The sequence below is a fragment of the Marinobacter sp. DUT-1 genome, assembly GCF_050379415.1.
Classification (GTDB): Bacteria; Pseudomonadota; Gammaproteobacteria; order Pseudomonadales; family Oleiphilaceae; genus Marinobacter.
The window spans coordinates 388,378-411,151 of sequence record NZ_JBNRLS010000003.1 but is presented as its reverse complement, the minus strand read 5'-3'; the positions used below and the strand labels follow the sequence as shown (position 1 = coordinate 411,151).

Genomic DNA, 22,774 nt, shown 5'->3' with positions numbered 1-22,774 from the left:
GCAGTCAGGACACAAACAACGAGAGGAAACGGATATGTTCGAGCTGTCTGACAAGGCTAAAAAGCTGCAGGCCGAATTAACCGAGTTCATGGATGCCTACATCTATCCGAACGAAGAGAAGCATCACCATCAGGTGGAAGAGGCCGAGGATCGCTGGGCGCCGGTTCCCATCATCGAAGAACTGAAACAGAAGGCGAAAGCTGCCGGCCTGTGGAATCTGTTCCTGCCCGACAGCGAGTTCGGTGCTGGCCTGTCCAACTTCGAATACGCTCACCTGTGCGAAATCATGGGCCGTTCCGAGATGGCACCCGAAGTATTCAACTGCTCCGCGCCGGACACGGGCAACATGGAGACCATTGCCCGTTACGGCAACAAGGAACAACAGGACCAGTGGTTGAAACCGCTGCTGGCGGGCGAAATCCGCTCCTGCTTTTCCATGACCGAGCCGGACGTGGCCTCCTCCGATGCCACCAACATCGCCTGTGAAATCCGCCGCGAGGGCGACGAGTACGTCATCAATGGCCGCAAGTGGTGGTCCTCCGGTGCCATGACCACCACTTCGAAGATTGCCATTGTCATGGGCAAGACCGACCCGAACGCAGAAAAGCACAAGCAGCAGTCCATGATCCTGGTGCCGCTGGACGCCCCCGGCGTGAAGATGGTCCGCCCGCTGCACGTGTTCGGGTACGACCACGCGCCCCATGGCCATGCAGAGATTCAATACGACAACGTGCGCGTGCCGGCCAGCAATATGCTGCTGGGTGAGGGCCGCGGTTTCGAGATTGCCCAGGGCCGCCTGGGGCCGGGCCGTATTCACCATTGCATGCGCACCATCGGCGTGGCCGAGCGGGCACTGGAAGCCATGTGCAAGCGGGCCAATGCCCGCGAGGCCTTTGGCCGCAAGCTGTCCGACTTTGATTCCATCCGCAAGGACATAGCCCGCAGCCGGCTGGAAATCGAGCAGGCGCGTCTGCTGACTCTGAAGGCAGCCCACATGATGGACACCGTCGGCAACAAGGTGGCCCGCCAGGAAATCGCCATGATCAAGGTGGTGGCGCCGAGCATGGCCCTGAAGGTCATCGACCGGGCCATCCAGGTCCACGGCGGCGCCGGCGTCAGCCAGGACACCTTCCTGGCCTCCGCCTGGGCCAAGGTTCGCACCCTGCGTCTGGCCGACGGACCGGATGAGGTGCACCTGGATTCCGTTGCCAAGATGGAACTTCGCCAATACCGCTGAGGATCAAGTTATGACTAACCCGCTTTTTGATATGACCGGCAAGGTTGCCGTCATCACCGGCTCCACCAAGGGCATCGGCCGCTCCATCGCCGAGGAAATGGCCAGATGTGGGGCCAAAGTCGTCATCTCCAGCCGCAAGGCCGATGCCTGTGAACAGGTGGCCGCTGAGTTGAAGGAACAGGGCTTCGAGGCCATGGCCGTTCCCTGCCACGTCGGCAAGAAAGAAGACCTGCAGAACCTGGTCGACAAGACCAACGAAGCCTGGGGCAGCATCGACGTGCTGGTGTGCAACGCCGCCACCAACCCGGTCTACGGCCCGACCGCGGAGCTGACCGACGACGCCTGGGACAAGATCATGGACACCAACGTCAAAGGCACCTTCTGGCTCACCAACATGGTGCTGCCGCAGATGGCGGAAAAGGGTGAGGGTTCGGTAGTCCTGCTTTCCAGCATCGCCGGCCTGCGTGGCAACACCGTGATCGGCACCTACGGCGTCTCCAAGGCCGCCGAAGCGGCTCTGGCCCGCAACCTGGCCGTGGAGTGGGGCCCCAAGGGCATCCGTGTCAACGCCATTGCCCCGGGCCTGATCAAGACCGACTTCGCCAAGGCCCTGTGGGAAGACCCCGTCCGCGTAAAGCGGGCCGAGGACAAAACCCCGCTCCGCCGCATCGGTGACCCGGTCGATATCGCGGGTTTGGCCGTTTTCCTGTCCACCAAGGCAAGTGCGTATATCACCGGCCAGGTCATCGTAGCGGACGGCGGCGAAACAGTTTGTTAAGACAGCAAACACCAAGGTTTGCCGAGGCGCGGGGGTGGGTCTGATTTTCTGCAGGGAAAATTGTCTGAGCGAAGCGAGTTGTTTTTCCCGAAAGAAAATCAGACCCACCCCCGCGCCGCTGCCCCCAATCAAAGACATAGAGTAATTATGAGTATGAACCCGGAATTGGTAGACGTCCTCCCGGCCCACAAATTCGACGAAGCCAACCTCCTGGCCTGGCTCCAGCAGGCAATGCCGGACTTCGGCACCCGCCTGGAGGTCAAACAGTTCCAGGGCGGCCAGTCCAATCCCACGTTTTTGCTGGACACCGACAGCGGCCGCTACGTCCTGCGCAAGAAACCGCCCGGAAAGACCCTGCCTTCCGCCCACATGGTCGAGCGCGAGTACCGGGTCATGCGGGCGTTATCCGAAAACACCGATGTGCCGGTTCCGAACGTGCGGGTGCTGTGCGAGGACAGTGACGTCATCGGCACGCCGTTCTACGTCATGGACTTCCTGGAAGGCCGGATCATCAGTCATTCGGCGTTGCGGGCACTGGATCGAAAGGACCGGTTGCCCGCGCATCACTCCGCGATCGATACCCTGGCGAAGCTCCACTCCGTGGACGTGAACGCCATCGGCCTGGCTGATTACGGCCGCCCCGAGGGTTATGTCGCCCGCCAGGTAGCCCGCTGGAGCAAGCAGTACCTGGCGTCGAAAACCGACGACCTGCCCGCCATGGACAAACTCATGGCCTGGCTGCCCGAGAACCTGCCTGCGAAAGACGAAACCGCCATTGCCCATGGCGACTACCGCTTCGGCAACCTGATGCTGGCGCCGGACAAGCCGGAGGTGATCGCCATCCTCGATTGGGAGCTCTCAACCCTCGGTCATCCGCTGGCAGACCTGGCCTACTACTGCCTTCCTTATTATCTGCCTTCCGATATGGAGGGTATGCGCGGGTTGCAGGGCGAGGATCTGGAAGCGCTGGGTATCCCCGACGAGCAGGAGACCATTGCCCGTTACTGCGCCAGGACCGGACGCGATGGTATCGACGACTGGCACGTGTTCCTGGCGTTTTCCCTGTTCCGGCTGGCGGCCATCCTGCAAGGGGTCTATAAGCGAGCCCTCGATGGTAACGCCGCCAATGCCAACGCCCTGCAGGTCGGGAAGCGCGCGAGCCTGCTGGCGGACATCGGCTGGAAAATTGCCAATGGCGGCCCACGGAACTGACGGAGCTGGGAGAAACCCTATGAATGGTCCGATTTGTGAACGCATCCTGATCACCAACGACGACGGCATCAATGCGCCGGGGCTGGCGATCCTGGAAACCATCGCCCGCAATCTCGCGGAGGAAGTCTGGGTGGTCGCGCCGGAACATGATCGAAGCGGTGCCGGCCAGAGCATTTCGATTCACAGTCCGCTCCGGGTTTATGAAACCGGGACCAACCGCTATGCCGTTTCCGGCACGCCGGCGGACTGTGTGCTCTATTCCCTGGCCGAATGGTTTGGCGAGACGCCACCGGACCTGGTTCTCTCCGGGGTTAACTGCGGTGCCAACATCAGCGATTCGGTGCAGTACTCCGGTACCGTGGGTGCCGTACTCAGTGCCCTGCACATGAATATTCCCGCCATTGCCCTGAGCCAGGCGTTTCTGACCCGCGATGGCATCCGGTGGTCGCCGGTGGAGACCTTTGGTGAGACCCTGATTCGAAATCTGTACCGGCCGGGTGAGGCCCTCGGATGGAACGTCAATTTCCCGGCCTGTGAGGTCGGTGAGATCGGATTGGCACGCTGGTGCCGCCAGTCTACGGGTTCGATCCAGCGGCCGCGGCTGCTGGCCGGCCGCGATGCCCGAAGCCTGCCGTATTGGTGGCTCGGTTTCGAGCGCAGCTCCCGCCACATCGTGGCCCCCGATGCCGACGTGACGGTACTCCGGGACAAGGCCGTGGCCATTACCCCCTTACGCCATGAGGATCCCCTGCCAGGGGGAACCGATTATTTTGATCTGACCGCAAACGCGGCTGAATGAATGACCCTGGGAGAATAACAACCATGTTCACACGTCATTACAGTGTCTGGCCCAAGGAACTTCCGAAGACCATGACTCTGCCCGCAACCAGCGTTTACACCAACCTGGAGATTTCGGCGAGACGTTACCCCGACCACAACGCCATCATTTTCTACGATGCCGCCCTGAGCTTCCGGCGGCTCAAGGAAGAGGTGGAAACCATGGCCGGATACCTACAGGCCAGAGGCGTGAAAAAGGGGGATCGGGTCCTGCTCTACATGCAGAACTCTCCCCAGTATGTGATCAGCTACTACGCGATTCTCCGGGCTGATGCCGTGGTGATTCCGGTGAATCCCATGAACCGCGCGGCGGAGCTGGAGCACTACATTGCTGATACCAGCGCAACCGTTTGCCTTGCAGGCCAGGAACTGGCCGGTTTCATTGCCCCAATGATCGGTGAAACCAATCTTGAAGAGGTCGTTGTTGCCTCCTACAACACCTATATCGATCCGGATACCGATCTGGACCTGCCCGCTGAGGTGGCAGCATCCGCCTGGAACCGCGATGTTCCCGGTGTGGTGACCTGGGAGGCAGCCATGGCAGCCGGACATACCCCGGGCGAGCACACGGCGACCCCGGCCGACCTCGCTGTGATTCCCTACAGCTCCGGTACAACCGGTGCTCCCAAGGGCTGTATGCATACCCACCGCTCGGTGATGGCCACGGCTGTGCACCGGGTGTTCTGGAATCTCAGCACCCCCGACAGCGTTCAACTGTCCACGCTGCCGTTTTTCCACGTCACCGGCATGACTGGCTCAATGAACGGTCCGATTTTCTGTGGCTCCACTTCGGTCATCATGACGCGGTGGGATAGAACCACGGCGGCGCGATTGATCGAGCGCTACAAAGTCACCGGTTGGACCAACATCGTCACCATGGCGGTGGACTTTCTGTCCAACCCGGATCTCGGCAAGTACGACCTCAGCAGTCTCAATATGATTGGCGGGGGTGGCGCCGCCATGCCGGTCGCGGTGGCGGAAAAGCTCAAGAAAATGACCGGCCTCGATTACATCGAGGGTTACGGCCTGTCGGAAACCATGGCAGCAACCCACATCAACCCGTCGGCCAACCCCAAGCCCCAGTGTCTCGGAATTCCGGTATTCGACGTGGACAGTCGCATTATCGATGTCGACACCCTCGAGGAGAAAGGCCCCGGTGAGACCGGAGAAATCGTCTCCAACGGCCCTCAGGTCACCATCGGTTACTGGAATCGGCCGGCGGAGACCGAGGCGGCGTTTGTGGAAATCGATGGCAAGCGGTTTTTCCGAACCGGTGATCTCGGTTACTACGACGAGAATGGCTATTTCTTCATGGTCGACCGGGTTAAACGCATGATCAACGCTTCCGGCTTCAAGGTCTGGCCGTCCGAGGTTGAGGGGTTGATGTACCGTCATCCGTCTATCCACGAGGTATGCATCATCTCCGCTCCGGACCCCAAGCGGGGCGAGACCGTAAAGGCCTGCATTGTGCTGACGCCGGAGGCGGAAGGTAAGACTTCCGAAGCTGACATCACCACCTGGTGCAAGGAGCAGATGGCGGCGTACAAGGTTCCCGCCATTGTGGAGTTTGTCGAAGAGCTACCGAAGTCCCCTACGGGCAAGCTCATGTGGCGAGCGCTTCAGGAACAGGAATGGAAGAAGGGTGCCTGAAAATATTCAAATATTGCATTAAGGGATCGCACAGCGAAACACCATTTTAATTTATTGACAGATGGGACGATCAGTGTAATTGTTTCACACAAGAGGGCAGGGTCATGCGGCCCAGCCCTCTGAAGCCTCAAAAAATGTCCGATAACAACAAACACGGAGGGGCGTACTTGAACCTTTTCTTCCAGCAAATCATCAATGGGTTAACCCTGGGAAGCATCTACGGTCTCGTAGCTCTCGGTCTCACCCTGGTTTACGGAATTCTCCATATTCCGAACTTTGCCCATGGCGCGCTCTACATGGTTGGCGCGTTCATGTCGTACTTCTTCATGACGGATCTGGGCGTGCACTACTGGATTGCCATGGCCGGCTCGGCCGCAGTCGTCGCGGTGCTTGCCATCCTGTGTGAACGCCTGGTGTTCCACCCGCTGCGCAACTCCCCGCCGATCCACGACAAGATTGCCGCCATCGGCATCCTGCTGTTCCTGGAAGCCGTGGTGCAGATGTTCTGGGGCTCGGATTTCCGCCGTCTGTCCTCGCCGTTCACCGGCATCATGAACTTTGACGGCCTGATCATCCCGGAACAGCGCCTGCTGATTATCGTTGGTGCCTTCGCCCTGGTGATTGCCCTGCAGCTGTTCCTGCGCAAGACCATGACCGGTGCCACCATCATCGCCATGGCCCAGAGCCGTGAGGGCGCCTTCCTGGTGGGTATCGACGCCAACCGGGTCGCCATGATGACCTTTGCCATCTCCGGTGTGCTGGCGGCAGTGGCAGCCAGCCTCTATGCACCCATCAACCTGGTGTACCCGGCCATGGGCCACCTGGTGATCATGAAGGCCTTCGTCATCATCATCCTCGGTGGCATGGGCAGCATTCCCGGTGCCATCGCCGGCGGCATGATCATCGGCTTCGCCGAGGCGTTCGGCGGCTTCTACATCTCCACCGCCTACAAGGACATCATCGCCTTCGGGCTGCTGGTACTGATTCTGTCTGTCCGCCCGCAGGGGCTGTTTGCGAAGGGGGCGCACTGATCATGCTGTTCAAGCTTGGAAGTCTGCTGATGAAGCCCGGTGCCAAGATGGCGCTGCTGGCATTCGCGCTTGTGTTTCCGTTCCTGGCCGCTAACGAGTACCAGGTCTATGTCATGGCCTCCGCCTTCGTCTGGGCGATCGCGGTCTATGGTCTGAATATCATTACCGGATACTGCGGCCAGCTGAACCTGGCCCATGGTGGTTTCTTTGCCATCGGGGCCTACACGCTGGGCCTACTCACCGCCGACGCCGGCTGGAGTTTCTGGCCGGCGTTCGTGGCCGCGCTGCTGATGACCGCGGTGCTCGGTTTCTTCGTGGGGATTGTCTCCCTGCGGCTGAAGGAGCACTACTTTGCCATCTTCACCCTGTGCGTGGGCTTCATCATCTATCTGCTGATCGACAAGTGGGAAGAGCTGACCCACGGTCCGATCGGGGTCCGGGATATTGCCGCGCCCTCCGGGTTCGGTCTGGTCGACTTCACCGAGACCACGCCCTTCTATTACCTGGTGCTCGCGTTCCTGGTGTTCTCCATCTGGTTCATGGGCCGGCTGTCCCGGTCCCTGCTCGGCCGCACCTTCATTGCCATCCGAAACGGCGATGAGCTGGCCCAGTCCCTGGGTATCAACCTGATGCGCAACAAGGTGCTTGCCTTTGTGCTGTCCACCACCTACGCCGGCCTGGCTGGTTCCCTCTACGCGGGTATGGTGCGGTTCATCGGGCCGGAAGAGGCCAACATCAACCACACCTTCGACATGATCACCTACCTGCTGGTGGGTGGCATCGGCACCCTGACCGGCCCGCTGCTGGGTACCGTGGGTATTGTCTGGATCACCCAGTCCCTGCAGTTCCTGGAAGAGTATCGGATGATCATTTTCGGCCCGCTGCTGGTGATTCTGGTGATCTTCTTCCCGCGGGGCATTACCGGGCAGTTCCTGACCTGGATGCACCACAAGGCCCAATCCCTTGCTCCGGGCAAGAAACAGAAGGCAAGCAAGGTCCAGACAGCCAGCGCACGGGAGGCCGAGAACAATGCTTAAGGTAGAACACCTCACCAAGATGTTTGGCGGCCTGGCGGCGGTCAACGATGTCTCTGTCGACTTCGAGGCCGGCAAGATCAACGCCATTATTGGCCCCAACGGTGCTGGCAAGAGCACCTTCTTCAACCTGATTTCCGGACTGCATCAGCCCACCTCAGGCCGAATCCTGCTGGACGGTGTGGATGTTACCCGCATGCCCTGCGACCAGGTGGCGCGTCTGGGTGTGGGCCGGACCTTCCAGACCACCAACCTTTTTGAACAGGCGACGGTACTGGACAATCTGATCGTAGGTCATCGCCTGCGCACCCGCTCTGGACTGTGGGACGTGCTGGTCAACAGCAAACGCCTGCAGCGGGAGGAGAAGGCGGCGCGGGACAAGGCCATGGAGGCTCTGGACTTCGTCGGGTTGAGCCACGTTGCCGGCCAGTTCATCGCCGATATCACCCAGGAAGAGCGAAAGCGCGTGGCCTTCGCCCTGGCGTTGGCGACCGATCCCAAGATCGTCTTGCTGGACGAGCCCGCGGCGGGCGTAAACCCGGAAGAGACCGAGGGGTTCGCCGCGCTGATGCGCAAGATGGTGGACAACGGCCTGACCGTCTGCCTGATCGAGCACAAGATGGACATGATCATGAGCCTGGCGGACAAGATCATGGTGCTGGACCACGGCGAGAAGATCGCCGAAGGCACACCGGAGGAGGTCCGCAACAATCCGGTAGTGATCGAGGCCTACCTGGGAGGTGATGAAGATGCTGCAGCTTGAGAACGTGGATGTCTGCTACGGCAGCTTCAAGGCCCTCACCAATATTTCCATGACGGTCGATACCGGTGAGCTGGTGGTGCTGCTCGGTGCCAACGGTGCCGGCAAAACCACTCTGTTCAATGCCATCAGCGGTCTGGTCAAACCGACGGGCGGTGATATCCGCTTCGAGGACAAGCACCTCAATGGTATGAAGCCCAGTGCGGTGGTTTCCTCCGGCGTGGTGCAGTGCGCCGAGGGCCGGAAGCTGTTCCCACAGATGAGTGTGCAGCAGAACCTGATGATGGGTGCTTATGTGCATCGGCGCGACCGGGAGGGCAACAAGAAACGTCTGAACGAAGTGCTGGAGCTGTTCCCCATTCTCGAAGACAAGGCCAACCAGCCGGCGGGCTCCCTGTCCGGTGGCCAGCAGCAGATGGTGGCCATTGGTCGGGCGATGATGAGCCGACCCCGGCTGCTGATGCTGGACGAGCCCTCCCTGGGCCTGGCCCCGCTGGTGGTCCGGCAAATGTTCGAGACCATCCGGCAGATCAACAGCCTCGGCACCACCGTGCTGCTGGCGGAACAGAATGCCTTTGCCGCCCTCAAGATCGCCGACCGGGCTTACGTGATGGAGAACGGCCGGCTGGTCATGGAAGGCGATCGGGAAGCCATGCTCGGCAACGAGCAGGTTCGCAAAGCATACATTGGAGCCTGATGGCTCCGGACACGGATCAACGACGAGCGCAACAAACCAGGAGAAAACAATGAAAAAAGCGAAAACACTGGGTCAGGCTGTTGCCGCGGCCACCCTCGGCATGACTCTGACTGCCGGCGCTATGGCCGGTGAGGTCAACATCGGTTTCACCGGCCCGCTCAGTGGCGGTGCTGCCCTGTACGGGGAAAATACCCTGTCCGGCCTGCGCATGGCCGCCGAGGAAATCAACGCCGCCGGTGGGTTTGACCTGAATGGCGAGAAGACCACCATTAACCTGGTCTCCCTGGACGACCGCTATTCCCCGGCACAGGCGGCTACCAATGCCAAGCGATTGAAGCAGGAATCCAATGTGCCCGCCATCTTCATACCCCATTCCGGCGGTGTATTTGCTTTGCAGGACTTCAACGAAAAAGACGATTTCCTGGTAATGGCCTACACCAGCGTGCCGACGGTGACCGAGAAGGGTAACTCGCTGACTCTGAGAATTCCGCCGACCTTTGACGGCTACGTTCGTGCCTTTACCGATTATGCCCTGGAGAATCTGGGCACCACGCTGGGCATGGCAGGTGCCACCCACGAATACGCCAAGATCTGGGCCTCCATGATCGAGAAAGAGTGGACCTCCAAGGGCGGCAAGGTCGTGGCGAACAACCCGATGGACTACAACAAATCCGCGGACTTCTTTACAGGCGTCAGCCGCATCATTGCGGAAGAACCAGAAGTCATGTTCGTCGGCGGTGCCTCCGAGCCGACGGGGCTTGTGGTTCAGCAGGCACGGCAAATGGGCTTCCAGGGCGGTTTCATCGTCATGGACCAGGCCAAGATTGACGAAGTGGCCGAAGTCGCTGGCGGCATGGAAATGGTGGAAGGTGCCGTTGGCGTGGTGCCGTTGAGTGTCTACGATACCGAAGCAGCCAAGAGCTTCATCGAACGCTACCAGGAAAAGTACGGCAAGATGCCGGGCTCCGAAGCCGCCTATAACTACCTGGCGTTGCACGGCTTGGTCGAAGCCATGGATGCCACCGAGTCCACCGACCCGAAGGTCATCCGTGACGCCATCGGCGACGCCCTGGCTAACATGGATGCCAGCAAGAATCCGTACGAAGTCACCGACGTGACCGACAAGGGTGGCTTCGTCACCGAGACCACCCTGGCCGTGGTCAAAGACGGCAAGATCGTCCGCGAAGCCATCGAGTAAGGACCCGGAGGGCTTGCTCGGGGGCTCAGCCTCAGGGGTCTGATGAACACTTTCATCTGACCCCATCTTCAAGCCCACCCCCCAACTCTGGATTTTCTCTAAACGCACTGGTACCTTTCCCAACGCTGCGGGCCAGCCCATCAAGGATTCGATGGCCGATATACCCGCACCGATTCAACGGACCGAATCAACTCTTCAAGGACTGAAGACATGCCCCAGCCAAGCGGACTGCCGTTCACCGTCCGTGTCGGTGACTTCCCCTCTGATCATTTCGCCGTGGTCGCCCGGCAGAGCACTGGGCCACGCTGGATCTGGAATGGTGGGAGAAGGAAGGCTATCCGGCTCATCTCAACGCTACCGGGATTTTCCGTGGCACCGGTTGCGGGACCGTATGCAGGACAGTGGGCCCAACCTGAACGCCGGAGCCATGGTGTGAGGTGTATTGCGGCTCTGCTCCTGATTCTGGTTTTTGTTGCAGGTCCTACCTATTCGGAACCTCGGCCACTACCATTGGCAAACGTCTATCAAGAAGGTGCCAACCTCACCGACTACTGGGTCAGTGAAAAGCTTGATGGAGTTCGAGCCTACTGGGATGTGGAAAAGCTGTGGTCCCGCGGAGGGCATGTTTACCAATCCCCTGAATGGTTTACCGAGGATTTTCCGGTTCATCCGCTTGATGGAGAACTGTGGATGGGGCGGGGACAGTTTGCCGAGCTGTCGGGCATCGTACGCATGGCCAGGCCGGACGATGGGAAATGGCGGCAGGTGGCGTTCCATGTTTTTGACCTTCCGGCCGCGGATGTCCCTTTCTTCAAACGCTATGAAAGGCTGAAGCAGCTGGTCCAGGCCTCGGAGTCAAGCTATCTCAAGTTGGTGGAGCAGCGCCCGATATCCGGTCACGGGGCCCTGATCACGGAGTTGAACAGAATCGTGGCTGCCGGCGGCGAAGGGCTGATGCTCAAGCGCAAGGCCAGCCTCTACCTGGCAGGGCGGTCGGATGACCTGCTGAAAGTGAAAACTTTCCAGGATGCCGAGGCAGTGGTCGTGGAGCATATCGAGGGACAGGGAAAATACGAAGGGCTGCTCGGCTCATTACTGGTGGAGTTACCGGATGGTCGCCGCTTCCGTATCGGTAGCGGGTTCACGGACGAGGAGCGGGCCAATCCCCCGCAACCGGGACAGCAGATCACCTTCAAGCACCATGGTTACACAGCAACCGGCCTTCCCCGCTTCGCCAGCTTTCTGAGGATTCGCCCGGATGAGCCGGAAGCGGCCTCCCAACAGTGATGTTGATCAGCGTCAAGATGGCACGGCCGCTGCTTTTCTAGACTGAACACAAGAACTTCATTACACCCCGGCAGGAGCCAACCATGTCCCTCGAAAAACACGACCTGATCCACGAGCTGCCCGAGTCCCGCGAAGCGATCCACATGCTCAAGACCGGCAGCACGCACTTCGCCAAGCTCTTCGACGAGTACCACGAGCTGGATCATGAGATTCATCGTATCGAGAGCGGTGCGGAGAACACCTCGGATGAATACCTCGAGGACAGAAAGAAGCAGCGTCTGCATCTGAAGGATGAGCTTTATTCAATGGTTCGGGAGTATGAGGCCTCTTTGGCCAGCTGAATCGAACGGCGCTTGATTGGTCCAGACATGGGGTCAGAAGAACGCTTTCTTCTGACCCGGGGTTAACCGTCCCTTCTCTTGTGTCTATGGTTCCAAGACATACATGGCGAGATTATCCGCCACGCAGGCGGGCTTGTCCTCGCCGCGGATTTCGACGGTGGTGTGGTAGGTTGCGAGCACTCGCCTGTCGTCAATCCGTGTCAGGTCCTTTAATTCCATCTTGCTGCGGATCTCCGCTCCGGCCTTTACCGCCGACGGGAATCGGAGCTTGTCCAGACCGTAGTTGATGGTCGCGGCGGTTCCGGTGACCTTCAGGACCTGGCTGTTGAGCATGGGAATCAGGGAGGCAGTGAGGTAGCCGTGAGCCACCGGACTTTTCCAGGGCGACTCCCGTTTCGCCCGTTCGACATCCACGTGGATCCACTGGTGATCACCGGTGGCATCGGCGAATGCGTTGATCATGTCCTGGCTGATGGTGGTCCAGGGGCTATGGCCGATGACCACGCCTTTGTAGCTCTCCAGATCGTTGATCGCGACTGAAACCATTGGGCTCTCCTGGCAATCGGTTGAGGGTCTGGCTTACACCCCGTAACCGGGGTTTTTGCTGTCGAGCAGGCGCACCAGCGCCGGCCAGGTCAGGCGGGCCGCCATGCCCAGGGACTGGGACTGCTCGGCGGTGGTCCGGATTGCCTGGTCCGAGGGCAGATGGACCGGGCCGCAGCTTTGGGCCTTGACCTGGATCTCGCAGGCCTTCATCAGGAAATACAGGTAGGTGAAGGTCTCGGGCACATCCTTGCCGGCGGTCAGTACGCCGTGGTTGCGCAGGAGCATCATGGATTTGTCGCCCAGGTCCCGGATCAGGCGCTCCCGTTCATCCAGGTTCAGGGCGACACCTTCGTAATCGTGGTAGCTCAGGTGCTCCAGGCACAACATCGCAGTCTGGCTCAACGGTAGCAGCCCGTCCCGGTGTGCCGAGACGGCCACACCATCGGCGGCGTGCAGGTGCATCACGGCGCCGGCGTCTTCACGTCCCATGTGGACGGCACTATGAATCGTAAAGCCCGCCGGATTGACGCGGCTGATACTGCCGGACTCCACCACCTCTCCATTCTGATCGACTTTCACCAGAGATGAAGCGGTGATTTCGTGGAACAGCAGGCCGTAGGGATTGATCAGGAAGTGGTGGTCCGGGCCAGGTACCCGAGCGGACAGGTGGGTAAAGACCAGGTCATCCCAGCCAAACAGGGCAACCAGCCGGTAGGCAGCGGCAAGTTCGGTTCTTACCTTCCATTCGGCTTTTTTCAGGTCGGTGGTGTCCTGGGGTGCGGTGTCTGTTGTCATAGTTATCACCTCTGAAAGAGGACAGCAGGCATGCAGGCCCCTGCCCCGAAATAAAAAAAGGGGATGGCCGGTGGCCACCCCCGAAAAGGCCTCTGACTGGTGGAGAGAGGCCCCAGGCTCACTGATGAAGGGGGTTAGCTGGCCTGTAACAGGGTGGCGTAACGCTCCAGGTGGAAATCGTCATCGCCGAGCTGGTGGTTGATCATGATCAGGCGTTTGGCGTAATGGGCAAAGTTGTACTCCCAGGTCATGCCGATACCACCGTGGGACTGGATGCCCTGCTCGGAAACGAACTGGCCACTGCGGCCGATCACGTTCTTGGCTGCGGCCAGGATCCGGCGCCGCTCGTCGCTCTGGGGCTCATCGGCGACACTGGCAGCGAGTATGGCCATTGAACGGGCCTGCTCCAGTTCGGACATCATGTCCACCATCCGGTGTTGCAGCACCTGGAACCGGCCAATGGGCACACCAAACTGTTTGCGCTGTTTCAGGTACTCGAGGGTCAGGTCGCAGGCCATTTCCATTACGCCCACGGCTTCGCCACACAGGGCGGCAATGGCACGGCCGGCCTGATACTCGATAACCTCGGAAGCCTGGCCTTGCTCACCCAGCAGTGCGTCCGTGCCGACGGTGACGTCGTTCAGGAACAGGTCGCATCCCTTGGCGCCGTCGATGGTCGGGTAGGTGCGTCGCTCAAGCCCTTTGGCATCGGCAGGGACCAGGAACAGGCTGATGCCGTCGGCATCCCGGCTGTCGCCGGAGGTGCGGGCCGAAACCACCAGGACATCTGCGCAGTGCCCGCCAATGACCACCGCCTTGCGACCGTTCAGGACATAGCCGTCACCGGATTTTTCGGCGCGGGTTTCCACATCGTTCAGATCATAGAAACTCTGGGGCTCCTGCAAGCCTACGGCTGCCCGGGTCTCACCGCTGGCGATGCCGCCGAGCCACTGCTCTTTCTGCTGGTCGTTGCCAGCCTGGCTGATCAGCCCGCCGCCCAGGACGACCGATTGCAGGTAGGGTTCGATGCACAGGCCACGGCCCAGTTCGGTCATGACGCTCTGCACTTCCACGCCGCTGCCGCCAAAGCCGCCCAGCTCCTCGGCGAAGGGCACGGCGGTGAGGCCGAGCTCACCGAGCTGTTTCCAGAAGTCCGCGCTGAAGCCCAGCTCGGATTCGCTGTACTCCAGTCGTTTTTCAAAACTGTACTCACCGCGTACCAGGCGGGCCACGGTGTCCTGCAGCATCTGCTGCTCTTCGTTGAGTCGGAAATCCATGGTCGCCTCCTTAAAGCCCGAGAATCATTTTCGACACGATGTTTTTCTGGATCTCGTTGGATCCGCCGAAAATCGACAGCTTGCGGTTGTTGAAGTACTGGGCTGCCAGTGGGGCGGCGTTCTCATCGGAGAGGAAGTCGCCGTCATAATCAAGGTCCAGTTCTTCTTCCACGAACGGGATGGCGTAGGGCCCGATGGCCCGGCGAGCCAGGTCATTGATGGCCTGGCGGATCTCGGTACCGCGCACCTTCAGCATCGAACTCTCTGCACCGGGAACACCACCGCCCTCGACCGAAGCAACGATTCGCAGGTTGCTGATCGCGGCCGCCATCAGGTCGATCTCGACCTGGGCAATGCGTTGACTGAAGGAGGTATCCTCGATCAGGGGTTTGCCATTTTTCAGGCGGCGTGAGGCCAGTTCCTTGAGATGCTGAAGTGCCGCTTTGGACAGACCGATCCCGGCCAGACCGGTGCGCTCGTAGGTAAGCAGGTATTTGGCGTAGGTCCAGCCCTTGTCTTCCTCGCCCACCAGGTTCTCTACCGGTACCTTCACGTCCTCGAAAAACACCTCGTTGACTTCGTGCTCGCCATCCAGGGTGATGATCGGGCGCACGGTGATGCCCGGTGTATTCATGTCGATCAGCAGGAAAGAGATGCCTTCTTGCGCTTTCACCTCGGTGTTGGTGCGTACCAGGCAGAAAATCATGTTGGCGTGCTGGCCCAGGGTGGTCCAGGTCTTCTGGCCATTAACGATGTAATGGTCGCCCTCGCGTACGGCGCGGGTCTTCAGAGACGCCAGGTCAGAACCGGCGCCAGGCTCGGAGTAACCCTGACACCACCAGTCTTCGCCGCTCAGAATTCGCGGAAGGTATCGCTGCTTCTGTTCTTCGTTGCCGAACTTGATGATGACCGGGGCCACCATGTTGACGCCGAACGGAATTGAGCGAGGTACCCCGTACCGGCAGGATTCTTCATCCCAGATATGTTTCTGTACCGGGGTCCATTTCACACCGCCGTATTCCTCCGGCCAGTGGGTCGCGTACCAGCCTTGCTCGCTCAGGATCTTCTGCCACCGTTGGTGGTCTTCCTTGGACAGCCTGCGAAAGCCTTTCACCTTGGCGGCAATATCAGCCGGCAGCTTCTCATCCAGGAACGCGCGCACTTCGTCGCGAAAAGCGAGTTCCTCGGCCGTGTAGTTCATGTTCATGAGACAACCTCGTTTTGGCGTTTCAGCGAAAAGATATACCGCATAGCAGAATTACTCAATGATCCTTCAATCAGTCCGGAGCTGTCAATAAAAATGAAACCCGTTAATCGATTATGAATGCGAGTTTCGTAAAAAAATGGTTTGGCCGCCTTGTTAGTACAGAAATGATTGTCTATATTCGCAAACTCGGAAGCTGGTACTGCTAAGCGAAACATAAAAACATAGAAATACCGCAGAGCGGAATTTTGTGAAGGATCGCTTCCGGAAGCAGCCAGTGCCGGAGATTTACAACAACGAAAGCAACACACTCCGTTACGAGGTAAGAAGATGACAACAACAACTCGCTTTAACCCCCGTCCACTTGTCCGAGCCATTGCCCTTGCCGGGGCCCCTCTGCTGGTACTGGCATCAATGCCGGCCACTGCCCAGAGTGGTAGTGAAATGGAGGAGCTGCGCCAACGTGTGCAGACGCTGGAAGAGAAACTGGAGGGTGCTGTATCCACTGCGCCGGAGTTGCAGGAGGACAACACCTACCTGTTGCGTGATGGTGACGGCATCAAGATTGGCGATACCACCATTTCTTTCGGTGGCTTTATCAAGGCCGACGCCATTTTCGGTTCCGGTGGAAACGGTTCCCTGAACAGCTATTCGATTGGCCTGCCCCGTATGTTTGCCAAGGCCGCAGCCAACGATAACAACGACTGGAAATCGGGCTTCAGTGCACGGGAATCACGAATCAGTATTGGTACCAAGACCGGCGATGTCGTTGGCCATGACCTGACCACCTACATCGAGATGGACTTCAACCAGGACCTGAACGACGGCTTCAGCGAGACCGGTAACGAAATCGTCTCCAACAGTTATGCGCCCCGCCTTCGGCAGGCCTATGCGTCATGGAATGGATGGGATGCCGGGCAGACCTACACCACCTTCACCGACCTGGCCGCCATGCCGGAAATACTGAACCAGGGTAAGCAGGCCGCGTTCATCTATGTGACCCAGCCCATGCTGCGCTACAACATGGCGGCGCCCGGGGGCAAGCTGATGGTGGCGCTGGAAAACCCGGAAGACGGTTACTACGGCAACTCCTATGACGATCAGTCCTACCCGGACCTGACCGCCCGGTACCAGATCCGTGGTAACTATGGCTTTTATTCCATCGCCGGTGTCCTGCGCAATATTGAAGACGATGCAGCCGATGAAACCAAGCTGACTGGTGCCGTGTCCCTGAGCGCGCGCATCCCCACTATCGGGCGCGATGACCTGCGCCTGCAGTACAGCTATGGCGCGCTGGGCCGCTATATGGGGTTGCTGACCTATCCGGACGTGGACCTTGGCGCCCTGGCGGCGGGCGAAGTCGAACCCCTGAAAACCTATGGCGCCACGGCAGCGTACCGCCATTTCTGGTCGCCAGCCTGGCGCTCTTCCCTGGTACTCTCCCACACCGAGATCGTGGATGACCTGGAGTTCTCCCCGAAAGGCACCCTCAGCTATTTCGATAGCTCCACTTCGGTCCACGCCAACCTGTTGTGGTCCGCTCACAAGAACCTGACTCTGGGCCTCGAGTATGCCTACTGGGACTTCGGGGAAATCGCGACCACAGGCAGTGAGCAGTATGAGCAGGTCATGGCCTCGGCGAAGTTGAGCTTCTGATCGCAACAGTCCCCCTCTGAGGCGGACGATGCCTCAGCTGCTGTGTAATCTCTTGCCCCCCGGCTCATACTCTCCCGAGCCGGGGTTTCTAATCCTTGCCTGAAGTCTTCCGAAAGAAAAAATCGCGATTCAACTTGGTAATAGTTCGAAAAAATCGAGGTATTGGACCCAAAAAAGCGTATTGAAGACGAGGCCTGATCGCGGGAAACTACCTACGACTTTCGTCATACCGTAGGACGCCCATGCAGGACGCCCAAAGTAACGCCAGATTCCTCGCACCGGGATTTTTGATATTTCTGGTGCTGGTTTTCTTCTCCGGACTTTCCCTTCCCGCAGATGATGGTTTCGACTTCGGTGCTTGTGAGCGAGGGGCTTGTCTGATTTCCGGTGAAGTCGCCGGTGACGGTGGGCATGAAGCAGGATTGTCCACAGATGAAGAGTCCGGGAAGCATGCCCCAGTATTGGTTCCCTGCCACTCAGTGATCCCCTCGAGACCCCAAATCACCCATTGCGCCAGTTTTCCGGTGCTGCCCCAGGCGCCGCCCCTGGCCTGACGGCCAATCATCGGGTAGCAGCAGTGCTGCCCAAACCAACCGCTTGAAACAAACGACTTCCACCACCTGGAGGATATTCCATGGCTATACGGAAGCTGCTGATCGCCAATCGCGGAGAGATTGCGGTCAGGATTGCCCGGGCCTGCAGCGAGCTGGGTATTCGCTCAGTCGCCATTCATTCTGAGGCTGACGAGTACTCTCTGCATGTCAAGAAAGCCGACGAAGCCTATCAGATCAGCAAGGACCCCCTGTCGGGATACCTGAACCCCCATCACATTGTGAACATGGCGGTGGAAACCGGCTGCGACGCGCTCCATCCCGGATACGGGTTCCTGTCCGAAAATGCGGAGCTGGCAGCGATCTGTCGGGAGCGCGGCATTACCTTCGTCGGTCCCTCCGCGGAGGCCATCGCCTCCATGGGTGACAAGACCCAGGCCCGGCAAACCGCTCTGGCGGCGGGCGTGCCGGTAACTCCCGGCTCGGAAGGCAACCTGGAAAATGTCGAGGACGCCGTTACCCAGGCTGCCGACATTGGCTACCCGGTGATGCTGAAGGCCACCTCCGGTGGTGGCGGACGAGGCATCCGCCGGTGCGATAACGAGAAGGAGCTGAGGCAGAACTACGAGCGGGTGATTTCCGAGGCCACCAAGGCCTTTGGCAGCGCCGAGGTGTTCCTGGAGAAATGCATCATCGAACCCCGCCATATCGAGGTGCAGATCCTGGCCGATACCCACGGCAACGTCGTGCACCTGTACGAGCGTGACTGTTCCATCCAGCGCCGCAACCAGAAGTTGATCGAGCTGGCACCGTCACCCCAGCTCGAGGAAAGCCAGCGTGAATACATTGGTGACCTCGCCAAGCGGGTCGCGAAACAGTGTGGCTACGTCAATGCCGGCACCGTGGAGTTCCTGCTGGACCACGATGGCAGCTTCTATTTCATGGAGATGAACACCCGGGTACAGGTGGAGCACACCATCACCGAAGAGATCACCGGGGTAGACATCATCAAGGCCCAGATCCGCATTGCCGCTGGTGAACCTCTGGGGTTGAAGCAGCAGGACATCAGCTATCGCGGTTTTGCGGCCCAGTTCCGTATCAACGCCGAGGACCCGAAGAACGGGTTCCTGCCCAGCTTTGGCCGGATCAGCCGCTATTACTCCGCCGGCGGTCCGGGGGTGCGCACTGACGCCAACATGTACACCGGCTACGAGATTCCGCCCTATTACGACTCCATGTGCGCCAAGCTGATTGTCTGGGCCATGGAATGGGACGAGCTGATTGCCCGCTCCCGCCGCGCCCTGGGTGATATGGGTATCTATGGTGTCCTGACCACCATTCCCTATTACAAGCAGATTCTCGAGCATCCGGATTTCCAGGCTGCCAATTTCAATACCGGCTTCGTCGAGCGGAACCCGCAGTTGCTGGAATACAGCACCAAGACCCGCCCTGAATCCATCGCCACTGCCATCGCTGCGGCTATCGCGGCCCAGGCGGGCCTGTAAAAGAATATCGGAGAGATCCCATGACCAAGCGCAAGATTCACATTACCGACGTTATCCTGCGGGACGCCCACCAGTCCCTGATTGCCACCCGAATGCGCACAGAAGACATGCTCCCGGCCTGTGAATGGCTGGATCAGGCCGGTTACTGGTCCCTGGAGTGCTGGGGCGGCGCCACCTTTGACGCCTGCGTGCGCTTTTTGAAGGAAGACCCCTGGGAGCGCCTGCGTACCCTGCGCAAGGCTTTGCCCAACACCCGTCTGCAGATGCTGCTGCGGGGACAGAACCTCTTGGGTTATCGTCATTACGGCGATGACGTGGTGGAGGCCTTTGTCGCCAAGGCGGCGGAAAATGGCATGGATGTGTTCCGTATTTTTGATGCCTTGAACGATGTGCGTAATCTGGAAACCAGCATCAAGGCCGTGAAGAAGGCCGGCAAGCATGCCCAGGGCACCATCTGCTACACCGTGAGCCCGGTGCACAACACCGACGCCTATCTGGAGCAGGCCAAGGCCATGGCGGAGATGGGGGCAGACAGCATTGCCATCAAGGACATGGCCGGTCTGTTGACGCCAGCGGTGACTGCCGAGCTGGTGGGCAAGCTGAAACAGACCCTCAATCTGCCGGTGTTCCTGCACTCCCACGCCACGTCGGGCATGGCGCCCATGTGCCAGTGGGCGGCCATGGAAGCAGGCGTTGATCACATCGATACCGCGCTGTCTGCCTTCGCCGGCGGTACCAGTCATCCACCCACCGAATCCCTGGTGGCGTCATTGCACGATGCCGGTTTCGAGACCGGTCTGAACCTGGAATTGCTCGACAAGGCCACCCGCCACTTCCGGGACGTGCGCAAGAAGTACCACCAGTTCGAGAGCGACTACAACGGTGTGGACACGTCTGTGCTGCTCTCGCAGGTGCCCGGTGGCATGATGTCGAACCTCGCCAACCAGCTCAAGGAACAGGGTGCCCTGGATCGTATCCAGGATGTGTTCGAGGAAATTCCACGGGTCCGCAAGGACCTGGGTTATCCACCGCTGGTTACTCCGACTTCCCAGATTGTGGGCACCCAGGCGGTGATCAATGTGCTGGCGGGCAAGCGTTACGACTCCATCACCAACGAGGTGAAGAAATACCTGCAGGGCTGGTACGGCAAGGCCCCGGCAACGGTGGATCAGGAATTGCAGCGCCGCGCGGTTGGCAAGGAAGAGTTGGTGGAAGAGCGCCCGGCCAACCTTATCCCGCGGGAGTTGGGTGAACTGCGGAAACAGGTCGGAGACCTGGCGACCAGCGAGGAAGATGTCCTGACTTACGCTATGTTCCCGGATCAGGCCAGGGCCTATCTGGAGCAGCGGCGGGATGGCACGCTCCAGCCGGAGCCGCTCGAGCCGTTACCGGCCAAAAGCAGTGGTGGCCCGGTGGACACCCGGTTCAAGATCACGGTCCATGGTGAGAGCTATGATATCCACGTGACAGGAGCCAACCCGGTCAGCGACAGCGAACGCCGGTTCTACATGACAGTGGATGGTGTTCCCGAGGAAATTCACCTGGAGTCCCATGGCGACGGTAATGAAGGTAGCGCCAAAAGTGGTGGCAGAGCCAGCGCCAGCAAGGAAGGTCACGTCACCACCAGTATGCCCGGTAACATTGTCGATGTGCTGGTCGGTGAGGGTGACGAGGTCCAGGCTGGAGATCCGGTGCTGATCATCGAAGCCATGAAGATGGAAACCGAGGTAAAGGCAACCATTTCCGGATCGGTGAAGGGCGTGTTTATCGCCAAGGGCGATCGGGTTGTGCCCGGTGAGGTGCTGGTGGATATCGAGTAGGCCCAACTGAGTCCCGAAGGGCTCATAGCAGCACGGTGATCCCCAGGGTGGCCGTGCTGCGCTCGTAATCGTAGCGGGGGATGTTGCTGTTGTTGTGCAATCCCCGCCAACCGGCCACCACCGAGAATGTGTCGTTGATACGGTAGTCGGCATTCACGCTCAGCGATAGCCGCTTGTCGATCCGGTTGATGATCCAGGTGCCTTCAGGAATTCGCAGGCGGTGGGCGGTGCGATAGAAGCTGTAGCGGTAGCCGAGTACCCCGCCGATTTCGAGATCGGGGAGTGGGTAATAACGGGTGCTGAGTTCCAGGGTCTGGCCGAGGGGCGACACGCTGAAGTACTCCCGTTCTGTGGCCAGATTGCGGCGGTCGTCGTAATCCAGGTAATACCGCAACCCGCCGCCCCAGTCCCCGAGCCGCGCCCGATATCGGGCATCCAGGCGATAGTGCCGGCCGTCGTAAGCGTCATACCGGGAAGACGCCGACACATGCTCTGCGCGGGCCGACACCGAGCATCGGGCCCGTTCCTCTGCGATGGCGCAGGCAGGTGTGCTCACTCCGCCAGAGAGTCTGGCTCTTTCTTCACGGGGCTTGTCGCCGTACCACAGTTTGTCGCCGCCTATGCCGGCATACAGTCGGTAGTCATCCAGCCGATACTCCCAATTGGTATCCAGGCGCACCAGCTGCGAGTTGAACTCATCCTCGGAGTCGTATTCACGGGCATAGGCCTGGCCCTGCAGTCTGAACCCGTGTTTGCCCTGCCGGTAGAGGTAGCCGGACACGGCCGCCACCGACTCCAGAAAACTGTCCTCGATCGTGCTGGCTGCCTCATCGGGAAACAGACCGATGTTGTCTTCGTAGCCGGCCGCCAGAGAGCCCAGGGCCTGCCAGGGAGGCAACGGCGCGGTTTCACCCAACTTTTCCAGCTGGGCTGCGGCGAGACGGGTGACATTGTCCGCGTCATTGGTATCTACTACCTCACGGAATGCGGCTCTGGCGCCGGATTTATCTTCCTGTGCGAGTGCAATAAGCCCCAGATTGTAAAAGGCCAGGCTGCGTTGGCGGGTCTCGGTCAGCTGTCGGAACATGCGCTCGGCGTTCTGCAAGTCACCGGTTTTGTAGTAGATGACACCGAGGTTGTAGGTGAGGGCACGGGATTGCATGCCCAGATCGGCGGCCGACTCCAGAAGAGTCTGTGCCCGCTCCAGGTTACCGGCTTTGAACGCGGCAATGCCAGCACGCAACTGGCTGGTTGCCTTCGCGTTGTTATCGGCCGTCACAATCGGTGACAGCATGGCCATCCAGACGACAAGCAGGATGTTTACGATACGAAGCAGCAAGCGGAATACCCTTGAGGCT

Annotated in this window: 21 protein-coding genes; 16 read left to right on the top strand and 5 right to left on the bottom strand. The window is 59.6% G+C overall.

The window, feature by feature from the left end; translation table 11 throughout:
- The first annotated feature begins 34 nt into the window (after window positions 1–34).
- The 12 genes from ACQUTG_RS11870 to ACQUTG_RS11815 all read left to right on the top strand — a co-directional run bounded on the left by ACQUTG_RS11870 (window position 35) and on the right by ACQUTG_RS11815 (window position 12,062).
- The gene (locus ACQUTG_RS11870) at window positions 35–1,237 is read left to right on the top strand and encodes an acyl-CoA dehydrogenase family protein (protein ID WP_428919600.1); all 1,203 of its coding nucleotides are present in this window, start codon (window positions 35–37) and stop codon (window positions 1,235–1,237) included.
- Window positions 1,238–1,247: 10 nt separating this feature from the next.
- Window positions 1,248–2,015: an SDR family NAD(P)-dependent oxidoreductase gene (locus tag ACQUTG_RS11865; protein ID WP_428919599.1), complete on the top strand. Its 768-nt coding sequence runs from the start codon at window positions 1,248–1,250 to the stop codon at window positions 2,013–2,015.
- Window positions 2,016–2,162: 147 nt separating this feature from the next.
- The gene (locus tag ACQUTG_RS11860; RefSeq protein WP_428919598.1) at window positions 2,163–3,227 is read left to right on the top strand and encodes a phosphotransferase; all 1,065 of its coding nucleotides are present in this window, start codon (window positions 2,163–2,165) and stop codon (window positions 3,225–3,227) included.
- Window positions 3,228–3,246: 19 nt separating this feature from the next.
- A complete protein-coding gene (surE, locus tag ACQUTG_RS11855) occupies window positions 3,247–4,026 on the top strand; it encodes a 5'/3'-nucleotidase SurE (protein WP_428919597.1) in 780 nt (259 codons plus the stop codon).
- Window positions 4,027–4,049: 23 nt separating this feature from the next.
- Window positions 4,050–5,714, top strand: a complete 1,665-nt coding sequence (locus ACQUTG_RS11850) for a long-chain fatty acid--CoA ligase (RefSeq protein ID WP_428919596.1) — start codon at window positions 4,050–4,052, stop codon at window positions 5,712–5,714.
- Window positions 5,715–5,881: 167 nt separating this feature from the next.
- Window positions 5,882–6,745 carry a branched-chain amino acid ABC transporter permease gene (locus ACQUTG_RS11845; protein ID WP_428919595.1) on the top strand — a complete coding sequence of 288 codons (864 nt, stop codon included), beginning with the start codon at window positions 5,882–5,884 and terminating at the stop codon, window positions 6,743–6,745.
- Window positions 6,746–6,747: 2 nt separating this feature from the next.
- On the top strand, window positions 6,748–7,782 hold the full coding sequence (locus ACQUTG_RS11840; RefSeq protein WP_428919594.1) for a branched-chain amino acid ABC transporter permease: 1,035 nt from the start codon (window positions 6,748–6,750) through the stop codon (window positions 7,780–7,782).
- Window positions 7,775–8,542 carry an ABC transporter ATP-binding protein gene (locus ACQUTG_RS11835; RefSeq protein WP_428919593.1) on the top strand — a complete coding sequence of 256 codons (768 nt, stop codon included), beginning with the start codon at window positions 7,775–7,777 and terminating at the stop codon, window positions 8,540–8,542. Before ACQUTG_RS11840 ends, ACQUTG_RS11835 begins: the two co-directional genes overlap by 8 nt.
- Complete coding sequence (locus ACQUTG_RS11830) at window positions 8,529–9,236, top strand: ABC transporter ATP-binding protein (protein WP_428919592.1); 708 nt, start codon at window positions 8,529–8,531, stop codon at window positions 9,234–9,236. The genes ACQUTG_RS11835 and ACQUTG_RS11830 overlap by 14 nt, the downstream gene beginning before the upstream one ends.
- A 49-nt stretch (window positions 9,237–9,285) precedes the next feature.
- Window positions 9,286–10,434 carry an ABC transporter substrate-binding protein gene (locus tag ACQUTG_RS11825; RefSeq protein ID WP_428919591.1) on the top strand — a complete coding sequence of 383 codons (1,149 nt, stop codon included), beginning with the start codon at window positions 9,286–9,288 and terminating at the stop codon, window positions 10,432–10,434.
- Window positions 10,435–10,866: 432 nt separating this feature from the next.
- Window positions 10,867–11,721, top strand: a complete 855-nt coding sequence (locus ACQUTG_RS11820) for a DNA ligase (protein WP_428919590.1) — start codon at window positions 10,867–10,869, stop codon at window positions 11,719–11,721.
- Window positions 11,722–11,804: 83 nt separating this feature from the next.
- Entirely contained in the window at window positions 11,805–12,062 is a 258-nt protein-coding gene (locus ACQUTG_RS11815) for a YdcH family protein (protein ID WP_428919589.1), read from the top strand.
- Between the two features lie 84 nt (window positions 12,063–12,146).
- On the opposite strand, the gene ACQUTG_RS11810 is transcribed toward ACQUTG_RS11815, so the two are convergent.
- The 4 genes from ACQUTG_RS11810 to ACQUTG_RS11795 form a co-directional block, all read right to left on the bottom strand.
- Window positions 12,147–12,608: a MaoC family dehydratase gene (locus ACQUTG_RS11810; RefSeq protein ID WP_428919588.1), complete on the bottom strand. Its 462-nt coding sequence runs from the start codon at window positions 12,606–12,608 to the stop codon at window positions 12,147–12,149.
- A gap of 33 nt (window positions 12,609–12,641) precedes the next feature.
- The gene (locus tag ACQUTG_RS11805; protein ID WP_428919587.1) at window positions 12,642–13,403 is read right to left on the bottom strand and encodes a class II aldolase/adducin family protein; all 762 of its coding nucleotides are present in this window, start codon (window positions 13,401–13,403) and stop codon (window positions 12,642–12,644) included.
- 134 nt (window positions 13,404–13,537) lie between these two features.
- Entirely contained in the window at window positions 13,538–14,680 is a 1,143-nt protein-coding gene (locus ACQUTG_RS11800) for an acyl-CoA dehydrogenase family protein (RefSeq protein ID WP_428919586.1), read from the bottom strand.
- A gap of 10 nt (window positions 14,681–14,690) precedes the next feature.
- Window positions 14,691–15,887 carry an acyl-CoA dehydrogenase family protein gene (locus tag ACQUTG_RS11795; RefSeq protein WP_428919585.1) on the bottom strand — a complete coding sequence of 399 codons (1,197 nt, stop codon included), beginning with the start codon at window positions 15,885–15,887 and terminating at the stop codon, window positions 14,691–14,693.
- Between the two features lie 327 nt (window positions 15,888–16,214).
- On the opposite strand from ACQUTG_RS11795, the gene ACQUTG_RS11790 reads away from it, so the two are divergent.
- The 4 genes from ACQUTG_RS11790 to oadA all read left to right on the top strand — a co-directional run bounded on the left by ACQUTG_RS11790 (window position 16,215) and on the right by oadA (window position 21,416).
- Window positions 16,215–17,540, top strand: a complete 1,326-nt coding sequence (locus tag ACQUTG_RS11790; RefSeq protein ID WP_428919584.1) for a DcaP family trimeric outer membrane transporter — start codon at window positions 16,215–16,217, stop codon at window positions 17,538–17,540.
- A gap of 242 nt (window positions 17,541–17,782) precedes the next feature.
- Window positions 17,783–18,094 (top strand): hypothetical protein, encoded by a 312-nt coding sequence (locus ACQUTG_RS11785; protein WP_428919583.1) that lies wholly within the window; start codon window positions 17,783–17,785, stop codon window positions 18,092–18,094.
- An 80-nt stretch (window positions 18,095–18,174) separates the two neighbouring features.
- Window positions 18,175–19,596 (top strand): acetyl-CoA carboxylase biotin carboxylase subunit, encoded by a 1,422-nt coding sequence (locus tag ACQUTG_RS11780; RefSeq protein ID WP_428919582.1) that lies wholly within the window; start codon window positions 18,175–18,177, stop codon window positions 19,594–19,596.
- A 20-nt stretch (window positions 19,597–19,616) separates the two neighbouring features.
- Window positions 19,617–21,416, top strand: coding sequence for a sodium-extruding oxaloacetate decarboxylase subunit alpha (gene oadA, locus ACQUTG_RS11775; protein ID WP_428919581.1), 1,800 nt, complete (start codon window positions 19,617–19,619; stop codon window positions 21,414–21,416).
- A 22-nt stretch (window positions 21,417–21,438) separates the two neighbouring features.
- Here oadA and ACQUTG_RS11770 read toward each other — a convergent pair whose 3' ends face one another.
- Window positions 21,439–22,755, bottom strand: a complete 1,317-nt coding sequence (locus tag ACQUTG_RS11770) for a tetratricopeptide repeat protein (RefSeq protein WP_428919580.1) — start codon at window positions 22,753–22,755, stop codon at window positions 21,439–21,441.
- Between the last annotated feature and the right edge of the window lie 19 nt (window positions 22,756–22,774).